Consider the following 23122-nt stretch of genomic DNA (forward strand, 5'->3'; position numbering starts at 1 on the left):
CTGCGTCATCAGGGGACGCGGCTAGATCAAAGCGTCGTGCAGCAGGCTCGATGGCTCGAAGACGTCCTTCACGGCGATGGTGAAGTCGTGACTGGTGGCGTTGCCGGCGGCGTCATAGGCTTCGGCGGTGAAGGTCAGGCTGTGGGTGCTTTCGTAGTCGATCGCGGCCTTGGTCTGGATCTTGTTGCCGACCAGCTTGAAGATGCCATCGGCATCATCCGTCAGCCGCCACTTCACCGTGCCGCCTTCCGGATCGCGTGCCGTCAGCAGGCCGACCGAGGTGCCGATCGCGACATTCTCGGAGATCGAGCTGCGCGAGAAGGCGAGATTGACAGGCGCCTTGTTGGCCGGCGCCTCGTTGACGTCGAGGACGCTGATCGTGATGTCCTTCTCGACCGTGACCTTGCCGTCTGAGACGGCGACCTTGATCGTGTGGGACTTCGCCGTCTCGTAATCCAGAGCCTTGGAGGTGACGATGCGGTTGCCGTTGATCCGGAAGTGATCGTCGGCGCCGTCGAGCAGTTTGTAGGTGAGGACGTCCCCGTCGGCGTCCTTGGCGCTGAGCAGGCCGACCGTGGTCCAGATCGGGGTGCTCTCGGAGAGGGCGGTTTTCGAGAGCTGGATATTGGTCGGTGCGCTGTTGCTGGCGTCCGGCGCGAACGTTCCCTTGGTGAAATCGTAAACGCCGTCGGCAAAGCGCGCGAATTCCATGTCGCGCAGCGTGTCCACACCTTCCTTGGCGCTGGTCAGGACGTGATCGCCGTTGTTCATCGCGAAGGTGTAATTGGCGAAATTGCTAGCGAAGACCGCCGTGTCGATGCCCGCGCCGCCAAACAGCGCATCGTTGCCGGCGCCGCCTTCGAACCTGTCGTTGCCATCGGTCCCGAAGAAGTAGTCGTCACCGCCGCCGGTCTTGACGTCGATGCCGAAGGCGGTGCCGAAGATATCGACATGGCGGTTTGCCAGCTCGTCGGAGAGATCGGCACGGGCGCTGTCCGTCAGCGTCAGCGCGAGCACATCGTTCTCATAACCCGGCTTGTCGTATTTGACGATCTTGTCGAAGCTTTCGAACTGGGCGGCCGAAGCGAGAACCTCGGCTCCCGCCGTTTCGAGAATTTCGACATTCTTGATAGTGAACCCGGCAAGACCGATGAATTCCGTGCCGGGGGCCAACGTCGGCTCGATCACACGCAGCGTATCCGTGCCGGCTCCGCCATCGATCGTTCCGGAAAGCGCGGAAGAGTGAGACTGCAGGTTGATGGCATCATTGCCGTCGCCGGCGTCGATATCGAAGGCTTCAGGAGCGGTGGAAACATTGTCGCCATCGGTGATCGCATCGTCGCCTGCGCCAGCCCTGATGACGTCATTTCCAGCGCCGCCGAAAATCTGGTCATTGCCTGCGCCGCTGTCGAAAATGTCGTTACCACCAGCGCCGGTCAACCGGTCATTGCCGCCGCCGGTCTTGATGTCGATGCCGAAGGCGGTGCCTTTGATGTCCGCCCCACGGTTTGCAAGTTCTTCGGAAAGATCGAGATGCGCGCTGTCGGTCAACGTCAGCTGGGCGAGGAGGTTGCTCTCGCCCTCGTTATAGACAATTTTGTCGAAGCTCTCGAACTGCGCGGCCGACCCGGAAACTATCGACCCCGCGGTTTCAAGAATTTCGACATTCTTGATCGTCAGGCCGTTAAGCTTGGAAGTCTGCAGCTTGTCGGTGCCGGCGCCTCCATCGATTGTTCCAGAAAATGCGACAGCGTAGGTCTCTAAGTCGATGCTATCATTGCCGTCGCCTGCATCAATATCGAAGACTCCGGACGCTTCGATGGAAAAGACATCGCCATCGACGATTATATCGTCGCCCGTTCCGCCTCTGATGACGTCATTTCCGGCTCTGCCGTAGATATAATCGTTGCCCTCACCACCGATCAGCAGGTCATTTCCATCCTTGCCGTCTAAGACATCATTTCCCGCGCCAGCGTTGAAAATATCGTTGCCGTCCGTTCCGTAAAAGCGGTCTTCGCTGCTCCCGGTGGTGACGTCGATGCCCGAGACTCTGCCATAGATGTGCACTGTGCCGCTTGTCAGCTCGTCGGAGAGATCGACATGCGAGCTATCTGTCAAGCTCATGGTGATGTCCATGCCCTGATACTGACTGACGATCTTGTCGAAGCTTTCAAGCTGTGCAGTCGATGCGAGCACAGTCTGTGGCCCGGTCTCGAGGATTTCGAAGTTCTTGATCGTCAGGCCCGTGATATCGGCGGCTTGTAATTTGTCTATGCCGGCGCCGCCGTCGACTGTTCCGGATACCGTAGTGAAGGTACCCTTCGATATAGCCACAGTGTCATTGCCAATACCGCCATCGATATTGAAAGTCTCAGTGACGTCCGAAAAAGAATCGCCGTCAACAATTGTGTCATCGCCCGCTCCACCTTTGATGACGTCATTGCCGAGGCCGCCGAACAGCCGGTCATTTCCGTCCCCACCATTCAGTGTGTCATTGCCGGTTCCACCATCGAGGAAATCGTCGCCGAATCCGCCGCTCAGCGTGTCTGCGCCGCCGCCACCCCGTATGGTGTCCTTGCCTGCGCCCGTTGTGATGACATTGGCGCTTGCTGAGCCTGTCACCTCTGCGGAAATCGCTCCCAGCTCATCGGCGAGGTCTGCCGCGCCGGAACCAGAAACCTGAAGAGTAACAGGTGCGGATGGGTTGGCTGCGGAGTTGCGGATGACATCGTAGGCTTCGAACTCGGCGCCGGTCTTGGTTATTGTTGCGCCGTTGGTGTCCAGAATATTCACGGCCATATAGACTTGCCCCCAATAGATGCGTTGTACTCTGAAAAATGAGAAATCCCCGAAAGAACTGTTTATTGGCCCGACGGTCGACAACCCCTCGGGGATCTATGCCAATCTGTAAACAAGTTTTCAATGAAAAATTGTGATTTTTTCTTGATTTTTTAACGAAAAAGTAAGGCGGAAATACTGCGGAACGACTTTGAATTTGCAAACCAAAAGTCGTATTTTAGTCTTTTAATTTATGTCCCGAAATGACACATATAATTCGCGGTATAGATGTGGGAGTATTTTGGCCGGCATGCGGCGGCGTTGCCGTATAGAGCGGCCATCCTCGCTAGGGATAGAGGAGTAGTGTGGGCGCCCGTTGCGCTCGGGCGCAGGGCAGCGTCGGCGGCGGTTGCCTATCTGTCGTCGCCGAGCAACGCGCCGAGGCTCCAGGGCGCGTCGCCCTGCTGGTCGGCGATGTCGTCGATTTTCCAGCCGCCATGTTCCCTGACCAGCGTGTAATAGAGCGTCACCTTTTCGCCGTTGCGGAACTCGACCTCGACCTCGGCGCGGTCGTCCATGAGGATCGGCTGGCCGATCTCGACGTCGCTCGCCTCGCCATCCTGGCCTGATATGACAGGATCGAAATCGAGCGCGCCGACTTCGCCTTCCGGCGTGTTGTCGAGATCCTGCTGCAGCAGCTCGTTCAGGTGGTCGGAGAAGAAAGCGGAATAGGGCGAGGGGCCGTCGTCATCGGCGCTTGCGGCATCGAAGCTGTAGAGCGCCCGCAGCAGCGCCTTCGGGCTCTTGTAGGTCTCGGCCAGAGCGGGCGAGGCGATGAGCGCCGAGAGGGCGAGGCCAAGGATGAATCTGGACAGGCGCATGCGGGCTCCTCCTTGCGGGAACCTATCCATAGCGGAGTCGCGCGGGCAGGTGGAGCGGCATTTTTCGGGCTCAAGCTAGGGCGAGTTGTTGCCGATCAATGACGGGCAGGCCTCAGGCCAGCTTGATGAGGCCGGCTTCGGTCGGCCGGAAGCCGCAGGCGCGATAGAAGGACGCCAAGTGGGGCTCGAAATCGACATGCAGCCATTCGGCGCCGCGCTCGCGGGCAATCCGCGTGGCCTCCCTGACCAGCCGCGTCGCGATGCCCTGACGCCGCATATCGGGGTGAACGCAGGTGTCGAGAAGGAAAGCATGAATGCCGCCATCCCAGGCGACATTGACGAAGCCGACGAGCCTGCCCTCGTGATAGGCGCCGATATGGGTGAGGCTGCGCGGCAGGATGCGGGAGAAGTCGGGTGCCTGGGGTGTGTTCCAGGCGGCGGACCAGAGGGTGTTGAGCTCGACGGGCGAAGGGAAGGGGTCGATGCGGAGTTCGGGCATGGTGGTCTTTCAGTTGGTGTCGCACATCAATGGAGGCTTGTCGCACGAGGAAGCATGCCGAGGCGCATTCCCGCAAGGGCACAACTGAGGCGCCGTTGACTCGGTCCCGCCACGGAACATAATCAGAACATCTAATATTCGGCTGCGGAGAGAGCCCATGTGCGGACGCATCTTCGTCAAGACATCGCTTGACGAGCTGATCAGCAATTTTCCCTTCGCGGTGAAGGGCGGGGATATAGACGGGCTTGGCAATCGCTTTCCCCGCTGGAACGGTGCGCCGTCGCAGGATTATCCCGTTATCATCAGGGATATCGTGCGCGAACCCGATATAGCAGGCCCGATCTTCGCGGTCGCCCGCTGGGGCCTGATGCCTTCCTGGGCCAAGCCGGGCGGCCGGCCGCCGCCGGTCAACATCCGCTGCGAGGGAATCGGCTCCAACGGCCTGTCCCGCGCCGCCTACCGCTCACGCCGCTGTCTTGTGCCGATCAACGGCTTCTTCGAATGGAAGGATATTCATGGCACCGGCCGGAACAAGCAGCCCTATGCCATCGGCATGCAGGACGGCTCGGCCTTCGCACTCGCCGGCATCTGGGAGACGTGGAAGGACGCGAACGGCGTGTCGATCCGCAACTTCGCCATCGTTACCTGCGAGCCGAACGAAATGATGGCCGACATCCACGACCGGATGCCCGTCATCCTGCATCGCGAGGACTACGAGCGCTGGCTGTCTCCCGAGCCGGATCCGCACGATCTGATGAAGCCTTTCCCGGCCGAACTGATGACGATGTGGAAGATCGGCCGGGATGTCGGCTCGCCGAAGAACGACAGGCCCGACATCATCGAAGAAGTCGAGGACGATCCCGAACCGACGCTGATCTAGAGCAATTCCGGCCGTGGCGGCGGCCTTGCGTCCGGAATCCTCTGCCATTCACCGGCTCGGACGGGAGCCATTCACGAAACCATGCGGCAAACACATCCTCACGAGGAGAGGACAACGCATGCAAGACGATATTGGAACGCTCCTGAGGTCGTTCCTCAACAATGCCCTGCGCAAACAGTCACAGCGCCGCATCCGCGATTTCGGCGGCTATGATATCGGCAAGCGCCGCAATCTTCACATCATCGAACCGATCGCGCGGGATACGGCGGAATTTCTCTGCACCTATCTCTGCATCAGCCTGCGCGGCGAACCGGCGAGCAAGGAGGGCGTCGCCTCCGCCGTCGCGGCAGCCTTGAGGAATGTTTCCGATGAGCTTGCCTACAGCCTGGCACGGCGCAGTGACGAGGCATGGCGGACCCTCTGCGATCTCGTGGCGGAGTTTCTGGAGGCCTGCCTGACGATCGACCGGAGGCCCTATGACGGCTCCCTGACGGCCAAGTCCGACTATAATGGCTGGAAGAGCTGGGAGATGATCCTCAGCGATGAGACACCGAGGGGCAAATGGCGCCACGCCTGGAAGGAAAAACCCGGCGACGATTTCATCGGCTTCCACGGCGATGCCTGCATGGGGCGGATCTTCAAGATCGAGCTGACGGGATATGAGGAGCGCTGGTACTGGCTCGTCACAGCCGACGGGAGCCCTAGGCGCGGCTGGCCGGCGGCGGGCTACGAGGCGAGCGCCAGGAGTGCGGCCTGTCGGGTGGAGCGGATTTATTTTGCACTGGTGAAGGGCGTGGAGAGGACTGGTGGTGGGTGAGTGATGAGCGGAGCGGCCATGACGCTTCACTGAGCCGCAGCTTTCGGCCTGCCCTCAGAAGGAATGTCGCAACCTAAGATACTACGAAGTCGTGCTCGGTGTGGTCCAACACTTCTAAATTCCAAGTTCTTGAATTAATTCCTCTCGATTTTGCATTGACAGCCAAATAAGAAAACTTCGATCTACCACATTTAGTACACGAGTAGTTTGATCATAGTCGATAATAATAGGGCGCACATTCTTGGTCACCTGAAGCGATGCCGAGCTTTGCAACGCCTGCGTGATGTTGCCTTCATTCAATTTTTCCCCAGCAGCGTGCTTTTCTTTTTAGAAAAGACGTTTCGCCGAATACCGCTCTGCAAATCGCCAGCATCGACACTGAGAACGACATACATCAGCCAGCGATACAAATCGTATTCGGTTTGCTGGAAGCCTTCCGAAAAATTTGTAATGAATGCTGAATACCGTCCCGATTGATTATTCACAATCTCGCGCATCAGATCCGGCACATTCACACCGCATCCTACGATTTTGTTTTCTCTTTGTGTCTCGATCACTCCATCACGTTCGCATATCTTAAAGCACGCCTCCTGGAGCAAAGAAACGCTTTCGGCGCTGTGGTTTATGATCTGCTCCACTGTAGCTTGATCAAATGTTATATTCAGAAGATACTGTCCAGCATTTACGACCTCGGCTAGGCTTTCTTTCGTCCACGCGTCAGCGTCAACCGACGCGACTCTATTGGTTAGATCACCGTTGTAGTAAATCAGCCTGTTTTTGTCTCTCCACACGCCGACAACTATAAAGCATATCGCGGAGTTTTCGTGATAGGCTTTCAATGCAAATGAAAAATCCTGTTGTGTTTGAACGGGAAGATAATGAAAATCCTCTAACACTATAAATTTGCGAAATTCGATCTCCTTTAACGATATTACAATGTCATTAACATCGTGTAGGTCTATTTCAAGTCGCGTCACTTCAATGGAATTCTGTTCGGTTTTCTCTTTTTCTGCTTTGGCGGCGGCGTTCACCGAGGCTACGAGTGGAACTTTTCCTTCACCTTTGAATTCGGCCCCAAATTTCAAGTGGCCTCCGACGGTGCGGGTTTGAGTCTGCTCAATTTGGTATCCTGCTGCCTTGAGGATGGCTCCATTAAGATCGTCAACGCTCATTGTGTTCAGGCATGACACAACAATATAATCGTCCTCATTTAGGCAGTGTTTTCGGAGCGTTGTTTTTCCTTGCTTAGATGATCCAAATATAACGATGTGTTTGTCGCGTGTTAAATTGGAAATGAATTCGTCATCAACGTCTTTGCGTGTCACATAGTTCAGCGGCATATCGCGCCCGACACCGTAAACGTCTCGAAGCTTATGGATGACCTCCACCACTTTCGTTCTCCTAGTCTTCGTAATGCCTGAGTCAATGATACTTTCAAAAGATAGCAGCTGGCCCCACTGAATATTTTTAGCCTAGAAGGCCACGCCAGCATATAACGCTTGTTGCATGGATGTATATACTCGCCGTAAACTGGTTGCTATCCAGGAATCACTATAGGCCCTAAACCGTGTCAGACGAGCTTCCGCCACTGCCTTCTAGTCTAAATTTGATTGCTATTCAAGAAGTTGAGGCGGATGACCTGCCCGCCGCTAGAGCCATCGATATTAGTTTCTTCTCGCACCGAGGTAGAAAGTCCACTCAATTGTTAGGAAATGCTGATGAAGGCAACTTCATAAAGGCAAGGCGCGAATGGATGGACTTCGATTTTGTGGATCTAATCTATGTTACAGAGATTTTGGTGCATGCGATCGGCTATGAGAACTATCATGAGCTCGAACTTAGCTTCCAGGATTTTATCTCTAAGACAACAAGCAATCTGCATGTCAAATTTGAGGGCGGCGCTTTTCGTTTCAGGATTGACAGGTTCATCGGGGGCTTTGGGCTTCGTCCGAATGAGCGGTGGTTCAAAGATTCCAAGCTGACCAGAATAGAAGTTAGCGGGATTGAGCAAAAGCATTTCTCAGAGGTCATCTCTGTTTTGCAAAATATAAATGGTGAGAAGCAGAAGGTCGAATCATTTCTTAATCAATACCTTCAAAGGGCGGAAATCGCTGAAAAGAGACATCAAGAACTAATCGATCAACTTGAGGAGCTGGAATCAGATCTTGTCAACAAGACAAGCGAAGGGGCGAAAATTAAAGAAGATATTCTGCAACACAGCCGCGAACTTGCGACGATACAAAAAGAGGTTGCGATCACGGAAGCGGTGCGAAGAAATGTCGATGATCAAGTTCAGACGGCTAACAATCACTTTGATTCAATGACTAAGAAGGCCGAAATTCTTGCGAAGAATATCTCAGACAAAGAGATCCAACTGCGATCACTGGAAAACGACATAAACCTGTTCCCGACAGAAATTGCTGGATACGTTACGCAGGGTGCTAAAAACGTGTCGTTATATGCTTGGCTTTGCCTTGCTCCATTGGCTGTAATAATTGTTGTTACAGTTCGTTTATTTATGAATTCTGAGAAAATACTTAGTTATTCATATGATGAACGCTTCACGATCATAGACTTTTTGATATCAAGACTGCCTTATGTCGCTGTCTCAACCATCGTATTGGCTGTTTGCTACACACTGTTGCACAGATTGATAACAGAAATAATAGGTATTAATCGGCGTAGGCAGGATCTATTCAAGGTAAGTATCATTGCGACGGATGTATCCTATGCATCCCAAATGGGCCTAAACCTTTCAGATGAAGAGCAATACAATTTGCGTACACAAACAAAGATGGATCTTCTAAAAGAACACCTGAGACGGCATATCGGGGAGGAGTATGTTTATAATCCTAAATCCAGCGTTGTTCACACTCTTAGCACCAAAATAGCAAGCACAATATCGGACGATACGAGGGAGGAATCACCTCACCCACAGGGTCACAGTTGATCGTGCTCATTGCCGCGAGGCCGTATGCATCGCTTTCATTGAATGTTTGTAGATGGTAAGACCCAACCTACCGCCCCGGCCGCCCGGTCTTCCCCTTCGTCCGGCTCTTGCGCTTCTGCTCGCCCGGCTCCTCATAGCTCCCGGCGCCGACGCGGCCGCGCACCACCGGCCGCACGCCGTCATCGCGTTCTGGCTGGCCCTCAAGCAGCGGCGAGAAGCGTTTCGTGCCCTTTGCGGCGTCCGGCTTTTCCGGTACGTGGCCGATCACCGGTTTTTCGGTGCGGCCGACTGTCATCTCGTCGAGGTCGTTCTTGCGGAAGAGGCTCTTGCCGGCGGGGGTGGTGGGGTCGTGGCCCATTTCGTCGAGGGTCGGCTTGGCGAAGTAGGAGGTTCCACGCCCGCCCTCGTGGTTCGAGACGGCCCCCTGGACCTCCTCACCATGAGGGCTGCCGCTGAAGGCCGCGGCTCTACTCTTACCGTTGGAGCGGCCGCCTTTGCCTTCCATTGCCTTCGACTCTTCGCGCGCCATCGGGTCGTCCATGACGGCCAGTTCGGCGGCCTTGAGGCGTTTGATTTCGTCGCGGAGGCGGGCGGCTTTTTCGAAGTCGAGGTCGGCGGCGGCGTCGCGCATGCTTTTTTCGAGCGCGTTGAGATGGGTCTGCAGGTTGTTGCCGACGAGGTTGCCGCCATCGGCGAAGCCTTTGCCCGAGACGCCCGAGATATCGGCGCGGACGTGGTCGCGTTCGTAGACGCTGTCGAGGATGTCGGAGATCTTGGCCTTGACCGATTCCGGCGTGATGCCGTTTTCGAGGTTATAGGCCATCTGCTTTTCGCGGCGGCGGCCGGTTTCCTCCATCGCCCGCTTCATCGAGCCGGTCACCTGGTCGGCATAGAGGATGACCTTGCCGTCGACGTTACGCGCCGCGCGGCCGATCGTCTGGATCAGCGAGGTCTCGGAGCGCAGGAAGCCTTCCTTGTCGGCGTCGAGAATGGCGACGAAGCCGCATTCGGGAATGTCGAGGCCTTCGCGCAGGAGGTTGATGCCGACGAGCACGTCGAAGGCGCCGAGGCGCAGGTCGCGGATGATCTCGATGCGTTCAAGCGTGTCGATGTCGGAGTGCATGTAGCGCACGCGCACGCCTTGCTCATGCAGATATTCGGTCAGATCCTCGGCCATGCGCTTGGTCAGCACGGTGCAGAGCGTGCGATAACCCTTGGCGGCGGTTTCGCGGATCTCGCCGAGCACGTCGTCGACCTGGGTGCGGGCCGAGCGGACCTCGACCGGCGGGTCGATCAGGCCGGTCGGGCGGATCACCTGTTCGGCGAAGACGCCGCCGGATTGCTCCATCTCCCAGCCACCGGGGGTGGCCGAAACGGCGATGGTGTCGGGACGCATGGCGTCCCACTCCTCGAAACGCAGCGGCCGGTTGTCCATGCAGGAGGGCAGGCGGAAGCCGTATTCGGCCAGCGTCGCCTTGCGGCGGAAGTCGCCGCGATACATGCCGCCGATTTGCGGCACGGTGACATGGCTCTCGTCGATGAAGACGATGGCATTGTCCGGGATATATTCGAACAAAGTCGGCGGCGGATCGCCGGGGTCGCGGCCGGTGAGGTAGCGCGAATAGTTTTCGATGCCCTGGCAGGAGCCGGTCGCTTCCAGCATCTCGATATCGTAGCGGGTGCGCTGCTCCAGGCGCTGGGCCTCCAACAGGCGGCCGGCCTTCTCCAGCTCGGCGAGGCGCAGCCGCAGCTCCTCCTTGATCGCCTTGATGGCGCCGTTCAGCGTTGGGCGCGGCGTCACATAATGCGAATTGGCGTAGATCTTCACCGATTTCAGGTCGCCGGTCTTCTGGCCGGTCAGCGGATCGAACTCGGTGATGGCGTCGATTTCGTCGCCGAACATGGAGATGCGCCAGGCCGCGTCTTCCAAGTGGGCGGGGAAGATCTCGATCGTATCGCCGCGCACGCGGAAGGAACCGCGGGTGAAATCCATGTCGCGGCGCTTATATTGCTGGGCGACGAGATCGGCCAGCAGCTGGCGCTGGTCCAGCCGGTCGCCGACCGACATCTGGAAGGTCATCGCCGTATAGGTTTCGACCGAGCCGATACCGTAGATGCAGGAGACCGAGGCGACGATGATGCAGTCGTCGCGCTCCAGCAGCGAGCGCGTCGCCGAGTGGCGCATGCGGTCGATCTGCTCGTTGATCGAGCTTTCCTTCTCGATATAGGTGTCGGAGCGCGGCACATAGGCTTCCGGCTGGTAATAATCGTAGTAGGAAACGAAGTATTCCACCGCATTGTCCGGGAAGAAGTTCTTGAATTCGGAATAGAGCTGGGCCGCCAGCGTCTTGTTCGGCGCCAGGATGACGGCCGGGCGCTGCGTTTCCTCGATCACCTTGGCCATGGTGAAGGTCTTGCCCGAGCCGGTGACGCCGAGCAGCACCTGGCTGCGGTCGCCATTCTCAAGCCCCTCGACGAGATCGCGGATCGCCGTCGGCTGGTCGCCGGCCGGCTTGTATTCGGAGTCCATGCGGATGGTGATGCCGCCTTCGGATTTGTCGGGGCGGGCAGGGCGGTGCGGCGTCCAGATCTTGCCGTTCTTGTGCAGCGGATTGCCGCTCTCGATCAGCTTCGACAGCGCCTCGACTGTGGCGGTGACGCCGCCGGGCGCGAGCTTGTCGGCATCCTCGAGCGAGATGTCGAGGCCGGCGACCGGGTTGAGGCCGGCCGCGGCGCGGGTCTTGGGATCGCTGGATCCGCCTATGGACACGCCACGCGCGGTCTTGCCGACGGTGGCCTTCTTGTTGACGCTGACGGCCTCCGAATGCTTACGCGCCGCATTCTCCACCGCCTTGCGGTGCTTGCCGGCCTTGGAGGCAATGTCGCGCTGGCTCTCGACGCCCGATGCCTCCGCATCGGCCTCCAGTTGCTTCACCCAGTCGGCGACGGAACCCGAGAGGGGAGCGCCTTCAAAGGACGATTGCGGGGCTTCCTCGAAACCATTCGAGGTCGGAGATTTTTTCGGAGATCTGGCCATGGCGCGAATATGGAGAGAGTCATCGGGAAAGTGAAGAGGCAAAGAGTACAAAAGGGAAACGAATGAATCGTTCCGATTGGTGAACAATGGTGGGCGGTGAGGACTCGCAATCAGTTCTTGAGCGAGCAAATAAAAAGTCTGTGGTTGAAGAGCGGGTTGCCTCCCGCATTGCGGGCGGCGATGTTACAGCTACTGCGGGAATTGGGGACCATTCATGAAGAAGATTATTATCGCATTCGCAGCGACGGCGGCACTCGCCGGCTGTGCCAAACGTCCTGACGCCATCGTGCAGGTCGATATTCCGATGGCTGCCTATACGAACCTCAGCTGTGGAGCTCTTGCCGCCGAACTCAAGAAGGAGCGGGCGAAGCTGGACGATCTGTCGAAGCAGCAGATCAGCGCGGCAAACGGCGATGCCTTCGGGGTCTTTCTCGTCGGCGTCCCAATCGGCAGCGTTGCCGGAGGCGACAAGGAAGGCGAAATCGCCGCATCGAAAGGCAAGATTTCCGCCATGCAGTCCGCCGGCATGAGCAAGGGCTGCAAGCTGCCGGGTTGATGGCGCGCGGGCAGGGTGGCGCCGCCAGGCCGGCGCACCCGCCTCGTCCTTCGAGGCTCCAGCTTTCGGCTTCCGCGCCTCGGGATAAGGCTCTCTTGGGTGCTGCCATCGGAGCCGCAGTGGAACCGTGATCGGCTTTCCGCAGTTACTTTGCAGTCCATTCAGCTGCAGGTGCGACTGCCATTAGCGACCATTCCGCCTTCTGGAAGAAACCGATCTCCATCAACCTTGATACCGGCGAACGGCTGGTTCTCCGCTCACCGCAGGATGCGCTGTATGCACTGGTGTCCGACTGGCCGGTGAATGGCGGGGTCCATCAGCAGCGGGCGATCGATTTCTGCCGCGCGTGGCTTGCCGGGCGGATGCCGGCCGAGACGGTAAGGCAGGCCTTCATCCTCGCGGCGCTGGAGGCCGGCGTGCCGATCGCCGATGATGAGAATGGGACCGCAAGTTCCGCTTCAAACCCTCAGGCATAGAGGGACGGACATAGTCCGTATCGAGGTGTCACGCGGCGACACGCGCGGCATCGCCAATGCTTATTTTCGTGTATTGCAAATATTGTTCGCGCTGTGTTTGTGGGAATGCGCAGTGTTATCATGCTGCGATTCTTGGAGATCCATCTGAATGAGAATAAAACTCCTTGCTTGCGCTGCCATGCTGATGCTGGCCGGCTGTAATGCTCCCGTGTCGCAATCCGTAGCGGATTCGCAGCGGCCTCCCTCGAATGACGTCCGGCAGAACTTCATCAACATCGTCTTCAAGAGAAGTTACCGGCACGAAGCGGGAGAAGTCGTCTGGGCCCGCATTTCGAGCGTGGTGCTGATCGAGCCCGAGAAGAAGATCTATGCTTATTGCGTGCGGGTAGTGCCCAAGCGCAGCTGGGGAGACTGGGCCTATCTCGGCGTCTCCTTCACGGATGGCAAAATACTCGGTGCGACGGCGAATGACCAGCGCTGCAAAGACAAGCGGCTGCGTTACTACCCGTTTAATGAGCTGACCGGCATGAAGACCTGACGCGGGAGCGCGGGCTGAGGCCGCGTCGCCGTTCCTGCTTTGGCGAGCGGCGGTTGTTAGAACCACATATCCCTTACGCACCGCCCGTCGGAAGGCACGTCGTCGAAGCTCTCCAGACCGTCGAAATGGTCGATCGGCAGGTCGGCGACGAGTTCCGGCGGCGCGAGGCGGATGTTGACGGCCATGCGGCGGCGGCCGTCCTTCTGCAGGCGCAGGCCGCGCCAGCTGAGCACGCAGGCGCAGGTCGGGCAGAACAGGATTTCGAGCGAGGACGTGTCCCGGCCGGAGCGGGTGTAGGAGGCGGCTTCGCCGCTCAGCGCGATGCGCTCTCCTTCAAAGTCATAGGCCCAGAGTGTGCCGTAGCGCCGGCAGAGCGTGCAGTTGCATGCGGTGATCGAGCCGGGATCGCCCGTAAGCGTCCAGCCCGTCTTGCCGCAATGACATGAGCCGGTCAGCATGAAGGTTGGACCATCCTGTATTCGACGACGGCATTCTGGCTCAACGGGACAACGCTTTCAACCAGTAGAACCGTCCTCAGGCAATGCTCAAGCAAAGACGCTTTCCCTGGAATGGTCCGCCCTGGGCGCTTTGCAGTACCATACGAGAGTGGCAATCGTTCCGATGGGAACCAATAGTCCGAGAAGCTGGTGCCATCCGCTTCGGTTAACGTCGTGAAGGCGTCGAGCGGCCATCGCGGTCGACGGGAGAAACGTGGCCAGTGACCATATATGGTTCAAGGTTTGGCTCCGATCCACGACGTATACGGCGATGGCCACGAGAGCGACGAAGAGCGTAGAAAACCAGAATTCCGATCGGCTCGCTCTGTCGCGGAAATTCACATAGTTCTTGAAATAACTTCCGATCGCCTGGCCGAAACCCATCGGCTCGGCCGGGCCGCCGAAGCGGTTCGGGCTGGCCGGCGGTTTTCTGAAGATGAAGATCAACGGCACGGCTATGACGATCAAGACGATCAGCCAGTGCCACAGAGAAAAACTACCCATGAAATACCCCCCGCGTTAAATGGTTTAATGAACGCTTTTTTTTGAGATTAGTCGATTGCACGGCGATTCGTCAGCAATCGGAGCGCGATAAATTCAGCCGCGCCTTTGAGGGGGCATGATGGCGCACAGGCGCAATGGCTCAGTGCTTGACGAGTACCCGCGCCTGCACCGGCTGTTCGATGCCCTTGAGTGTAAGCGTGCGCTCTTCCGCTCCGGCAACGAGGGCGGCGGCCTCGGCCGCCGTTTCGGCGGAGACGAGGATCTCGCCGGCGGCGGCCTGGGATTCCAGCCTCGCGGCCTGGTTGACGACGCCGCCGATGGCGGTGAAATCGCTGCGGAAGCTGGAGAATTCGCCGATCTGGACCTCGCCGGTATGAATGCCGACGCCGACACCGAGCGGCCGACCGGTCAGGGCATCCGGCGCCATGCCACTCAGCGCCGCGGCGCAATTGCGCTGGATCTCCCGGGCGGCCATGATGGCGGCGGCGGCATGATCTTTCCTGACGATCGGGAAATTGAAGATCGCCATCAGCCCGTCGCCCATCTGCTTGTTGACGATGCCGTCATGCGCCCAGATCGCCTGGGCGCAGCGATCCTGGAACTGGCTGACGATCTCGCTCAGGCGCACCGCCTCGATGCGTTCGGAAAGATCGGTGAAGCCCCTGATATCGGCGAACAGGATGGTCGCACCGACGGTGATCTGGCGCTGCTTTTTCACATATTGGAAGGAGCGCTCGCAGATCGTGCAGATATCGGGGTTCATCTTGCTGCGGGTGATGCCGAAGGCGCGGAAGGGCAGCGCCAGCGGCCCGCCGATCGGGATCGGCATGTGCATCTGGTCCCAGCAGCCGCGGCAGATCCTGGCGCTGCCGTGGCTGGGCATGGTGGAAGTGGTGGCTGTCGTCATATCGAACAATCCGTCGCCTGAACCGGAACAAGCTTCCGCCAGTCCCGCGCGTTTGGCAACCGTGCTGATTGTTGAAGCCGGCAATGGCGCGAAGTCCTCTGGCCGTCACACTTGTTACTCCCACTGTACGATATCAGATGCGAAACTATCTCCGACCCATGCGCGATGAACCGGCTTTCGACCACGGAGGCGGGGATTCGCCTCAAAGAGGAGATCGAAGCGATGACTGCAGCAACGGAGAATGGAGCAAGCGGGCAGGCGATGAAGACGCCGCCCGTCGTCTCGCAGGAGGCCTGGGAAGCGGCCCACAAGCAGCTTCTGGTCAAGGAAAAGGCGCATAGCCGCGCCCGCGACGCGCTTGCCGCCGAGCGGCGGCGCATGCCGTGGATGGCGGTGCAGAAGAACTATGTCTTCGAAGGGCCGCAGGGCAGGGTCAGCCTGCTCGACCTGTTCGAGGGCCGGCACCAGCTGATCGTCTACCGCGCCTTCTACGAGCCCGGCGTCTACGGCTGGCCCGAGCATGCCTGCCGCGGCTGCTCGATGGTGGCCGATCAGGTGGCCCATGTCGCCCATCTCAACGCCCGCGACACGACCCTGGTCTTCGCCTCGCGCGCGCCGCAGGCCGATATCGCCAGGCTGAAGGAACGCATGGGCTGGACGATGCCGTGGGTGACCGTCACCGATGACTTCGACTGGGACTTCGGAGTCGGCGAGTGGCACGGCACCAATGTCTTCTACCGTGACGGCGAGCGCATCTTCCGCACCTATTTCATCAACAATCGCGGCGACGAACAGATGGGCGGCACCTGGAACTATCTCGACATCACGCCGCTCGGCCGCCAGGAGGTCTGGGAGAATTCGCCCGAGGGTTATCCGCAGACGCCGACCTACAAATGGTGGAACTGGCACGATGCCTACACCGCCGATGCCGAGCCCGACAAGAAATGGGTCGAGGTCTCCGATGCCGGCGAGGCGGCGTTCCGGGAGGAAAGCGCAAAGGCGAAATCGTGAGCCCATGCTCTTGGCTGGGCCTCGGTTGCATGCTTAGAGGGGCGGTGGCCAGCCTCGTCCTTCGAGGCCCCTGCGGGGGCACCTCAGGATGAGGCTGGAGAGAAGCCCGCTGCTTGGCGCGACGGAAAACTGCGGCGATAGACGTAGCAACGGTTACATTCAATGCACGGCACACCGGTCAGCCCTCATCCTGAGGTGCCCCGTAGGGGCCTCGAAGGACGAGGGCGGGTGGCTCCCAGCGCTTGGAGGCCGGCCAGGCGGAGGCATCTGGAATAAGCTCTGTTGCCTTGCCGGCCGCGGACCATGCATAGTGACCGGCGACGCGGAGGGGGCTTATGACCAGATTGCATGCGTTTGTTCTGATGGTGCTTCTCGCGCCCGCGGCGGCGCATGCCGAACGGCGCTGCGGCTGGCTAGACAATCCCTCGACGGCCAACTGGTCGCTCATGGATGCCGGCGGCGGCTGGACCATCATGGAGAATGGCAGCGGCTACAAGGCCGAGGGAATGGACAAGATCCCGGATCTGACGACCGGCGAATATGTCTACACCCATGCCACGCATGGTTATGGCTGCGCCTGCATGGACGTCGACACGGACGGCGAGGGTGGGATCACCCGCATTCATTCCGTGCGGCAATTGCCGCTCTCGCGGTGCCGGAACGACGCCGCGATCCGCTGGTTCCTCGATAAGGATCCGTGATCGGTCAGGCTGTCGGCGCTGCGTCGAACCTCCTGGAAGAAGATGACCAAAAATGTTCGCTATCGTACCGGGCGGGTGCGGCAGGAACTTTGGCGTCTCAGCGTCGTTGGAGGTCGGCTCACAGGAGAAGACGATGCCGCCCTTTACGCAACCGCACCCGGCGCCGGGCGATTTCCAGTTTCCCGGCGAGCAACGGCAGGGCGACCCGACGATGGGGATGATCAACGCCGAGCTTGCCGACAAAGGCTTCCTCGTTACCAGCACCGACGAACTCATCACCTGGGCGCGCACGGGATCGCTGATGTGGATGACCTTCGGCCTTGCCTGCTGCGCCATCGAAATGATGCAGATGTCGATGCCACGCTATGATGTCGAGCGCTTCGGCATCGCCCCGCGCGGCAGTCCGCGGCAATCGGATCTGATGATCGTCGCGGGCACATTGTGCAACAAGATGGCCCCGGCGCTGCGCAAGGTTTACGACCAGATGCCGGAACCGCGCTATGTGATCTCCATGGGCTCCTGTGCCAATGGCGGCGGTTATTATCACTATTCCTATTCGGTGGTGCGCGGCTGCGACCGCATCGTGCCGATCGACGTCTATGTTCCCGGCTGTCCGCCAACAGCCGAAGCGCTGCTCTATGGCATCCTGCTCCTGCAGCGGAAGATCCGGCGCACCGGCAGTATCGAGCGGTAGCGCCGATGATGCGAGAAATCAGTTACCATTTTCACACGCATGTCTTTCGGATTGGAAACATTCGAGGGGAAGTTGCGTTCACCGAATACCGGCGGTGTGACCGCCGGTTCGCTTGCTCATTGGGAGGAGGATAAGCCGTGAAAGTCATGATCGTTGAAGACGAGAACTTCATCGCCATGGAGCTCGAGCGCATCGCGCAGGATGCTGGACACCAGACCGTCGGGCCGGTGTCGACGATCGAGCAGGCGCTCGCCTATGCTCCGCGAAGCGATGTCGCGCTCGTCGATCTCAGCCTTTCCGACGGGCTCAGTGGCGCCCAGCTCGCCAGGAGGCTGATCGACCGCTTCGGCGTCGACGTCATCTTCGTGACCGGCAGTCCGGAGAGCGTCGGAAACGGGATCGAAGGCGCGCTCGATGTGATCGCGAAGCCCTTCACCGACGAGAGGATTGCCGGCGCGCTCGCGCGAGCGCAGTCGCTGCGCATGGATTTCGAAGGCCGCAACGCCGTTTTCTGATGTCGCGGCTATGTTATGATATGTGGATTGGCGGCAGCGGCCCACTGGCGCCTGTCGGAGGACGCTCGCCCAGATGAAGCACGCGCTCATCGCCATTCCCCTCATCCTCGCCGGCTGCGCCAGCGCCGGTGAGCCCGAGCCTCTTCCGGGCAGCCTCACCTATGGCGGCAAGGTCGCCCATTCGCCCTATCGGCCAGGAACGGTGGTGAAGAACACCTTCCTCGGCGATTTCGGCTACCGCGTGTTCGAGACCTATGTCGTCCAGCCGGACGGGACGCTGAAGCTGACGATGCAAACGACGGGGCCGGATTTTCTGTGGCAGTGACGTTTCATGCAGGGCAGACCAATCAGGCTGTGCTATCCATCGCGGGGATCTTGTCCAATTCATGCGCAAGCGCGTGGGCCTGCTTCTTCAAATCATAGCCTGCCTGCATATTCATCCAGAACTCGGGCGTGGTGCGAAAGAACCTGGCAAGGCGAAGCGCCGTATCCGTCGTCACGGCGGTTTCCTCCGACGCGAGGCGCTCGATACGGGTGCGCGGCACGTTCAGCTTCCTGGCGAGTGCGCCCGCGCTCATCTTGAGTGGGGTCAGATACTCCTCGCGGAGGATTTCGCCGGGATGGACCGGCAAAAGACTATTAGTCATCTCTGAGTTCCTTCAGTCCTCGCATCGCGCTTCCTAATATCGATTCCGATTTCGGCCGATGCACTAGTGGTAGTCGACAATTTCAACGTCTTCGGCGCCATTGTCCCTCCAGACGAAACAGATACGCCATTGATCGTTGATACGGATCGAATGCTGGCCGACCCTGTTTCCTTTCAAGGCTTCGAGGCGATTCCCCGGAGGCGAACGAAGGTCTTCCAGAACATGCGCCGCGTCGATCATCGCCAGCTTGCGAATGGCTGGCCTGACGAGATCGGCCGGAAAGCCCTTCGGAGCCTTGCCGCTGGCAACGGCTTCCGTGACAGCGTCTTTGAACGAACGGATCAATGCCGGCTCCCTATATTGGTGTATCGTAGCGTGATACGGACGCAAGTCAAGAAGGATGTATCATGGCGCGATACATTTTACGCTTCGACTACGACAAGCACGCGCCGATACCCGCTTGCGATGGCCGTCCTGCAGAACGATAATGATCGTCAGCAGGCATCGTCCTTGAAGGGGAGGTTTCCATGCCGTCGAGTTTCCATGTCGAAAGTGCCGATGGTTATGAGCGGCTGATGGGACGCTGGAGCAAGCGGCTGGCGCCGATGCTGATCGATTTTGCCGGGTTGGCGGAAGGGGACCGGGTGCTCGATGTCGGCTGCGGCACCGGCAGTCTGACCTTTAAGTTGGCGGAAAGACCAGGCTTAAAGGAGATCGCGGCCATCGATTATTCGCCTGTTTTCGTCGAGGCAGCGAAGCGGGCGAATACCGATCCGCGGATCGCAATCCAGCGGGGCGACGCCTGCGCGCTGCCCTTCGAGGATAATCGCTTCGACAGGGCGATGTCGCTGCTGGTGCTGCATTTCGTGCCGGAGGCCGCCAAGGCGGTGGCGGAGATGGCGCGTGTCGTGCGCCCCGGCGGCGTGGTGGCCGCCACCGTCTGGGATCACTACGGCGGCATGTCCGGCATGCGGATGATGTGGGACACGGTCGTCATGCTCGACGAGAACGCGCTGCCGCTGCGCCGCAAATATTGCTTCCAGCCGATGATGCGGCCAGGCGAGATGAAGCAGTGCTTCATCGACCAGGGTTTGACCGAGGTCGAGGAGACGTCGCTGCTGATCCGGATGGATTATCTTTCCTTCGACGACTACTGGCAGCCGATCGCCGCCGGCGAGGGGCCGCTCGGCCGGTATGTGGCCGGGCTGGAGGCTGGCAAGCGGGAGGCGGTGGATGCGGCGATGAGGGCGGCTTACGAGGCCGGCGAGCCGGATGGACCGCGGTCGTTTGCGTCTGTGGCTTGGGTGTGCCGGGGTAGGGTGGCTTGAGATATTTAGGCGCGGTCTATCCCACTCTCCTCATTCCTGTGCTTGTCACAGGAATCCAGCCACGGCGCGTCTGCGCCGTGAATGAATCAACAGTTCAAGGAAAAGAGTCTTTGCACCCAAGGACTTGGGCGCTCTGGATTCCTGTGACGAGCACAGGAATTGTCTCTCAAATCTATGCTTTACTGTAGGAGAAGCTGGGATCGAACCCCGGGATGGCCATCCCGGGGTTCGCGCGACAAAGCGCCCGTACAGGAATAGGTGTCAACGACCGACCTCATGAAGGGACTTTGCCGCACCAGCTTCGCATCGCTTGCTGACTTGAATGGGCTATCCGAAGGACACGCCCGCAGACAATTCGAAGCATGGAGCCCAATTATGATAGCAGAACCCGCCGAAATCCAGTGCGTCCTCGGCCTGGACGTTTCCTGCAATACCGTCACCCTGTTCGACAGCTGCACCGGCCGCTGCCTGACCATTGCCAACGAGGCCGATGCGCTGCGCACCGCCCTGCAGCCCTATCAAGGCACCGCCACGCTCGCCGTCTGCGAGGCCACTGGCGGCCATGAAGATACCTTGCTCGGCGTGCTGTTGGAATTGGCCATCCCAGCCCATCGCGCCGATCCCGCCAAGGTCAACGCCTATATTAAATCCTTCGGCAAGCACGCCAAGAACGACCCGATCGATACTCGCTGGCTCCGCAGTTATGGCGGCGATCGCGTCGCCACTCTGGCGCGATGGCAGCCGGCCGAGCCCTGCCAGCAGAAGCTCGAGCTGCTCGTTGCCCGTCGTCTTGACCTCGTCGCCATGCGGGTGCAGGAGCAAAACCGTCTGAAGGCCCCACGCAGCAGCCTGATCGCCGACAATATCCAGGCCCATCTCGCCGAGATCAACCGCCACATCGACGCTCTCAACCAACAGATCGACGCCCTGATCGCCGAAAGCCGCAGCATGGTGCTGCGGGCCGAGGCTCTGCGCTCGGTGCCGGGCATCGGCCAGGTCCTGGTGCCGCTGCTGCTCGCCGTCATGCCCGAGCTCGGCAGCCTTAATCGGCGCCAGATCGCAAGCCTCGCCGGCGTCGCCCCGCATCCAAAAGACAGCGGCAAGGCCAGCTGGCACCGCTCCACAATCGGCGGAAGACGCCAGATCCGGCCGGCGCTCTTCATCGCCGCCCTTGCCGCCTGTCGCGGCGCAACGCCGCTTGCCATAGCCTACAAGGCAATGCTCAAGCGCGGAAAACCCAAACGTCTGGCCCTCACCGCCCTCATGCGCAAGATCATCACCATCGCAAACGCCCGCGTCAGAGACGCCTTGCGACAGAAAAACGAAATAATGCCAATCTCTGCATAACTGACTTGGTGAGGGAAGATAGGTTGGCGGCCCCGACTCCGTCGACGTCAAAGGATAATTACATGCTATGTCAGGAGGACGCGATGCAGGGGGTCTCAGCATAGGCCGTCGATCACGACAAACGTGATGGAACTCGGCCAGCATCGCTGCCGTTGTTTCCGCTGTCTCCGATTGCGAATGCGTTTTCCCGCAACCGCAGCCCCTGACAGCCGCAACCCGCCCGGTTCGGGCACCCCTTCCGACGGCATCCGGAATTGACCGCCTCGCCGCCGCTTTCGGACGGAGGAATTCATATGTCCGCTTTGGAAAGCCTGCGCCGGCTGACGCCGCAGCAGCGCAACAGCGTCATCGCCAGCTATCTCGGCTGGACGCTCGACGCTTTCGATTTCTTCATTCTCGTGTTCGTTCTCAAATATATCGCCGAGGAATTCCATACCGATGTTCCCGCCGTCTCGGTGGCGATCTTCCTGACGCTCGCCATGCGGGCGCTCGGCGCTTTGATCTTCGGGCTGGCCGCCGACCGCTATGGGCGGCGCATCACGCTGATGGCCGACGTGCTGCTCTATTCGCTGTTCGAATTCCTGACCGGCTTCTCCACCGGGCTCACCATGTTCCTGGTGCTCCGGGCGCTCTACGGCATCGCCATGGGCGGCGAATGGGGTGTCGGGGCTTCGCTCGTCATGGAGACGGTGCCGGAGGAGAGCCGCGGCATCGTCTCGGGCATCCTGCAGGCCGGCTATCCCTCGGGCTATCTGCTTGCCTCGATCGTGTTCTTCCTGCTCTTTCCCGTCATCGGCTGGCGCGGCATGTTCTTCGTCGGCGCGGTGCCGGCGCTGCTGGTGCTTTACATCAGGCGCAATGTCGAGGAGAGCCCGGCCTTCCTCACGCGGCAGGCGGCGGGGCGCCGGCCGTTCCTGACGGTGCTGCGGGAAAACATTCCGCTGTTCATCTGGGCGGTGCTGTTGATGACGGCGTTCAACTTCTTCAGCCACGGCACGCAGGATATCTACCCGACCTTCCTCGAGACCCAGCGCAACTATTCGACCCATACGGTCGGCGCCATCGCCATCGTCTACAATATCGGCGCGATTTGCGGCGGCCTGTTCTTCGGGGCGCTGTCGCAGCGGATCGGCCGCAAGCGGGCGATCGTCACGGCCGCGCTGATCGCGGTGCCGGTCGCGCCGCTCTGGGCCTATGCGCCGGGGCCGGTGCTGCTCGCCATCGGCGCCTTCCTGATGCAGTTCTTCGTGCAGGGCGCCTGGGGCATCGTGCCGGTGCATCTGAACGAGCTGTCGCCGGACGAGGTGCGCGGCACCTTCCCCGGCTTCGCCTACCAGCTTGGCAACCTGCTCGCCTCCGGCAACGCGACGCTGCAGGCAGGCCTCGCCGCCCGTTGGGATGGCGATTACGCCTATGCGCTGCTGATCGTCGCGGCTGTCGTCGCGCTCGTCGTCGCCCTGCTTGCCGGCTTCGGTTACGAGAAGAAAGATGTGCGCTTCGGCTCGGAGGAGGGCGAAGCGCCGCAGGGCGCGATGCACAGCGCCTGACTTCTTTTCGAT

At 59.6% G+C, this 23122-nt stretch carries 24 protein-coding genes; 14 read left to right on the top strand and 10 right to left on the bottom strand.

The features are described 5' to 3' along the window. Positions 1-21: 21 nt before the first annotated feature. From ATY76_RS04780 to ATY76_RS04790, 3 genes are all read right to left on the bottom strand, one after another. Entirely contained in the window at positions 22-2799 is a 2778-nt protein-coding gene (locus ATY76_RS04780; protein ID WP_088673581.1) for a cadherin domain-containing protein, read from the bottom strand. A gap of 392 nt (positions 2800-3191) precedes the next feature. Further along, positions 3192-3659 (bottom strand): DUF3828 domain-containing protein, encoded by a 468-nt coding sequence (locus ATY76_RS04785; protein ID WP_088673582.1) that lies wholly within the window; start codon positions 3657-3659, stop codon positions 3192-3194. A 112-nt stretch (positions 3660-3771) separates the two neighbouring features. Next, positions 3772-4158: a GNAT family N-acetyltransferase gene (locus ATY76_RS04790; protein WP_088673583.1), complete on the bottom strand. Its 387-nt coding sequence runs from the start codon at positions 4156-4158 to the stop codon at positions 3772-3774. A 157-nt stretch (positions 4159-4315) separates the two neighbouring features. Here ATY76_RS04790 and ATY76_RS04795 point away from each other — a divergent pair, with 157 nt between their 5' ends. Beyond that, the gene (locus ATY76_RS04795; RefSeq protein WP_088673584.1) at positions 4316-5038 is read left to right on the top strand and encodes an SOS response-associated peptidase; all 723 of its coding nucleotides are present in this window, start codon (positions 4316-4318) and stop codon (positions 5036-5038) included. A 118-nt stretch (positions 5039-5156) separates the two neighbouring features. Next, positions 5157-5855 (top strand): hypothetical protein, encoded by a 699-nt coding sequence (locus tag ATY76_RS04800; protein WP_088673585.1) that lies wholly within the window; start codon positions 5157-5159, stop codon positions 5853-5855. A gap of 296 nt (positions 5856-6151) precedes the next feature. Here ATY76_RS04800 and ATY76_RS04805 read toward each other — a convergent pair whose 3' ends face one another. Beyond that, entirely contained in the window at positions 6152-7246 is a 1095-nt protein-coding gene (locus tag ATY76_RS04805; RefSeq protein ID WP_210199512.1) for a hypothetical protein, read from the bottom strand. Between the two features lie 176 nt (positions 7247-7422). Between ATY76_RS04805 and ATY76_RS04810 the strand changes: the two genes are divergently transcribed. Further along, complete coding sequence (locus tag ATY76_RS04810; RefSeq protein WP_141104986.1) at positions 7423-8805, top strand: hypothetical protein; 1383 nt, start codon at positions 7423-7425, stop codon at positions 8803-8805. Positions 8806-8872: 67 nt separating this feature from the next. Here the strand turns inward: ATY76_RS04810 and uvrB are convergent, their stop codons facing one another. Then, positions 8873-11842, bottom strand: a complete 2970-nt coding sequence (uvrB, locus tag ATY76_RS04815; RefSeq protein ID WP_088673587.1) for an excinuclease ABC subunit UvrB — start codon at positions 11840-11842, stop codon at positions 8873-8875. A 214-nt stretch (positions 11843-12056) separates the two neighbouring features. On the opposite strand from uvrB, the gene ATY76_RS04820 reads away from it, so the two are divergent. The 3 genes from ATY76_RS04820 (at position 12057) to ATY76_RS04830 (ending at position 13412) form a co-directional block, all read left to right on the top strand. After that, entirely contained in the window at positions 12057-12398 is a 342-nt protein-coding gene (locus tag ATY76_RS04820) for a lipoprotein (RefSeq protein WP_088673588.1), read from the top strand. Positions 12399-12643: 245 nt separating this feature from the next. Further along, a complete protein-coding gene (locus ATY76_RS04825) occupies positions 12644-12874 on the top strand; it encodes a DUF982 domain-containing protein (protein WP_245309727.1) in 231 nt (76 codons plus the stop codon). Between the two features lie 148 nt (positions 12875-13022). After that, complete coding sequence (locus ATY76_RS04830; RefSeq protein ID WP_088673590.1) at positions 13023-13412, top strand: hypothetical protein; 390 nt, start codon at positions 13023-13025, stop codon at positions 13410-13412. Positions 13413-13468: 56 nt separating this feature from the next. On the opposite strand, the gene ATY76_RS04835 is transcribed toward ATY76_RS04830, so the two are convergent. The 3 genes from ATY76_RS04835 to ATY76_RS04845 all read right to left on the bottom strand — a co-directional run bounded on the left by ATY76_RS04835 (position 13469) and on the right by ATY76_RS04845 (position 15320). Further along, positions 13469-13870 (bottom strand): GFA family protein, encoded by a 402-nt coding sequence (locus ATY76_RS04835; RefSeq protein ID WP_088673591.1) that lies wholly within the window; start codon positions 13868-13870, stop codon positions 13469-13471. 87 nt (positions 13871-13957) lie between these two features. Continuing rightward, positions 13958-14413 carry a DUF805 domain-containing protein gene (locus ATY76_RS04840; protein WP_088673592.1) on the bottom strand — a complete coding sequence of 152 codons (456 nt, stop codon included), beginning with the start codon at positions 14411-14413 and terminating at the stop codon, positions 13958-13960. Positions 14414-14552: 139 nt separating this feature from the next. Further along, complete coding sequence (locus ATY76_RS04845; protein WP_088673772.1) at positions 14553-15320, bottom strand: adenylate/guanylate cyclase domain-containing protein; 768 nt, start codon at positions 15318-15320, stop codon at positions 14553-14555. 222 nt (positions 15321-15542) lie between these two features. On the opposite strand from ATY76_RS04845, the gene ATY76_RS04850 reads away from it, so the two are divergent. The 5 genes from ATY76_RS04850 (at position 15543) to ATY76_RS04870 (ending at position 18566) form a co-directional block, all read left to right on the top strand. Continuing rightward, entirely contained in the window at positions 15543-16331 is a 789-nt protein-coding gene (locus ATY76_RS04850) for a DUF899 domain-containing protein (protein ID WP_088673773.1), read from the top strand. Between the two features lie 335 nt (positions 16332-16666). Further along, on the top strand, positions 16667-17032 hold the full coding sequence (locus ATY76_RS04855) for a DUF4087 domain-containing protein (RefSeq protein WP_088673593.1): 366 nt from the start codon (positions 16667-16669) through the stop codon (positions 17030-17032). A gap of 133 nt (positions 17033-17165) precedes the next feature. Further along, a complete protein-coding gene (locus ATY76_RS04860) occupies positions 17166-17726 on the top strand; it encodes an NADH-quinone oxidoreductase subunit B (RefSeq protein WP_088673594.1) in 561 nt (186 codons plus the stop codon). Positions 17727-17863: 137 nt separating this feature from the next. Continuing rightward, complete coding sequence (locus tag ATY76_RS04865; protein ID WP_088673595.1) at positions 17864-18241, top strand: response regulator; 378 nt, start codon at positions 17864-17866, stop codon at positions 18239-18241. Between the two features lie 73 nt (positions 18242-18314). Then, on the top strand, positions 18315-18566 hold the full coding sequence (locus ATY76_RS04870; protein ID WP_088673596.1) for a hypothetical protein: 252 nt from the start codon (positions 18315-18317) through the stop codon (positions 18564-18566). A 22-nt stretch (positions 18567-18588) separates the two neighbouring features. Here the strand turns inward: ATY76_RS04870 and ATY76_RS04875 are convergent, their stop codons facing one another. Both ATY76_RS04875 and ATY76_RS04880 read right to left on the bottom strand, forming a co-directional pair. Next, a complete protein-coding gene (locus ATY76_RS04875) occupies positions 18589-18888 on the bottom strand; it encodes a HigA family addiction module antitoxin (RefSeq protein ID WP_088673597.1) in 300 nt (99 codons plus the stop codon). A 63-nt stretch (positions 18889-18951) separates the two neighbouring features. Continuing rightward, positions 18952-19233, bottom strand: coding sequence for a type II toxin-antitoxin system RelE/ParE family toxin (locus ATY76_RS04880; protein ID WP_088673598.1), 282 nt, complete (start codon positions 19231-19233; stop codon positions 18952-18954). Positions 19234-19415: 182 nt separating this feature from the next. Here ATY76_RS04880 and ATY76_RS04885 point away from each other — a divergent pair, with 182 nt between their 5' ends. The 3 genes from ATY76_RS04885 to ATY76_RS04895 all read left to right on the top strand — a co-directional run bounded on the left by ATY76_RS04885 (position 19416) and on the right by ATY76_RS04895 (position 23110). After that, complete coding sequence (locus tag ATY76_RS04885; protein WP_088673599.1) at positions 19416-20216, top strand: class I SAM-dependent methyltransferase; 801 nt, start codon at positions 19416-19418, stop codon at positions 20214-20216. Between the two features lie 375 nt (positions 20217-20591). Further along, on the top strand, positions 20592-21563 hold the full coding sequence (locus tag ATY76_RS04890; RefSeq protein WP_141104988.1) for a transposase: 972 nt from the start codon (positions 20592-20594) through the stop codon (positions 21561-21563). A gap of 293 nt (positions 21564-21856) precedes the next feature. Then, positions 21857-23110, top strand: coding sequence for an MFS transporter (locus ATY76_RS04895; protein WP_088673600.1), 1254 nt, complete (start codon positions 21857-21859; stop codon positions 23108-23110). Positions 23111-23122 lie beyond the last annotated feature (12 nt).

Source organism: Rhizobium sp. R339, assembly GCF_002211395.1.
In the GTDB taxonomy this organism is placed as follows: Bacteria; Pseudomonadota; Alphaproteobacteria; order Rhizobiales; family Rhizobiaceae; genus Rhizobium.

Excerpts from the sequence above, each read along its gene's own strand:
- ATY76_RS04875 (WP_088673597.1), bottom strand. The coding sequence starts at position 18,888 with ATGACTAATAGTCTTTTGCCGGTCCATCCCGGCGAAATCCTCCGCGAG.
- ATY76_RS04820 (WP_088673588.1), top strand. The coding sequence starts at position 12,057 with ATGAAGAAGATTATTATCGCATTCGCAGCGACGGCGGCACTCGCCGGC.
- ATY76_RS04885 (WP_088673599.1), top strand. The coding sequence starts at position 19,416 with ATGCCGTCGAGTTTCCATGTCGAAAGTGCCGATGGTTATGAGCGGCTG.
- ATY76_RS04785 (WP_088673582.1), bottom strand. The coding sequence starts at position 3,659 with ATGCGCCTGTCCAGATTCATCCTTGGCCTCGCCCTCTCGGCGCTCATC.
- ATY76_RS04850 (WP_088673773.1), top strand. The coding sequence starts at position 15,543 with ATGACTGCAGCAACGGAGAATGGAGCAAGCGGGCAGGCGATGAAGACG.
- ATY76_RS04795 (WP_088673584.1), top strand. The coding sequence starts at position 4,316 with ATGTGCGGACGCATCTTCGTCAAGACATCGCTTGACGAGCTGATCAGC.
- uvrB (WP_088673587.1), bottom strand. The coding sequence starts at position 11,842 with ATGGCCAGATCTCCGAAAAAATCTCCGACCTCGAATGGTTTCGAGGAA.
- ATY76_RS04800 (WP_088673585.1), top strand. The coding sequence starts at position 5,157 with ATGCAAGACGATATTGGAACGCTCCTGAGGTCGTTCCTCAACAATGCC.
- ATY76_RS04855 (WP_088673593.1), top strand. The coding sequence starts at position 16,667 with ATGACCAGATTGCATGCGTTTGTTCTGATGGTGCTTCTCGCGCCCGCG.
- ATY76_RS04780 (WP_088673581.1), bottom strand. The coding sequence starts at position 2,799 with ATGGCCGTGAATATTCTGGACACCAACGGCGCAACAATAACCAAGACC.
- ATY76_RS04860 (WP_088673594.1), top strand. The coding sequence starts at position 17,166 with ATGCCGCCCTTTACGCAACCGCACCCGGCGCCGGGCGATTTCCAGTTT.
- ATY76_RS04835 (WP_088673591.1), bottom strand. The coding sequence starts at position 13,870 with ATGCTGACCGGCTCATGTCATTGCGGCAAGACGGGCTGGACGCTTACG.
- ATY76_RS04830 (WP_088673590.1), top strand. The coding sequence starts at position 13,023 with ATGAGAATAAAACTCCTTGCTTGCGCTGCCATGCTGATGCTGGCCGGC.
- ATY76_RS04895 (WP_088673600.1), top strand. The coding sequence starts at position 21,857 with ATGTCCGCTTTGGAAAGCCTGCGCCGGCTGACGCCGCAGCAGCGCAAC.
- ATY76_RS04790 (WP_088673583.1), bottom strand. The coding sequence starts at position 4,158 with ATGCCCGAACTCCGCATCGACCCCTTCCCTTCGCCCGTCGAGCTCAAC.
- ATY76_RS04870 (WP_088673596.1), top strand. The coding sequence starts at position 18,315 with ATGAAGCACGCGCTCATCGCCATTCCCCTCATCCTCGCCGGCTGCGCC.
- ATY76_RS04845 (WP_088673772.1), bottom strand. The coding sequence starts at position 15,320 with ATGACGACAGCCACCACTTCCACCATGCCCAGCCACGGCAGCGCCAGG.
- ATY76_RS04890 (WP_141104988.1), top strand. The coding sequence starts at position 20,592 with ATGATAGCAGAACCCGCCGAAATCCAGTGCGTCCTCGGCCTGGACGTT.
- ATY76_RS04840 (WP_088673592.1), bottom strand. The coding sequence starts at position 14,413 with ATGGGTAGTTTTTCTCTGTGGCACTGGCTGATCGTCTTGATCGTCATA.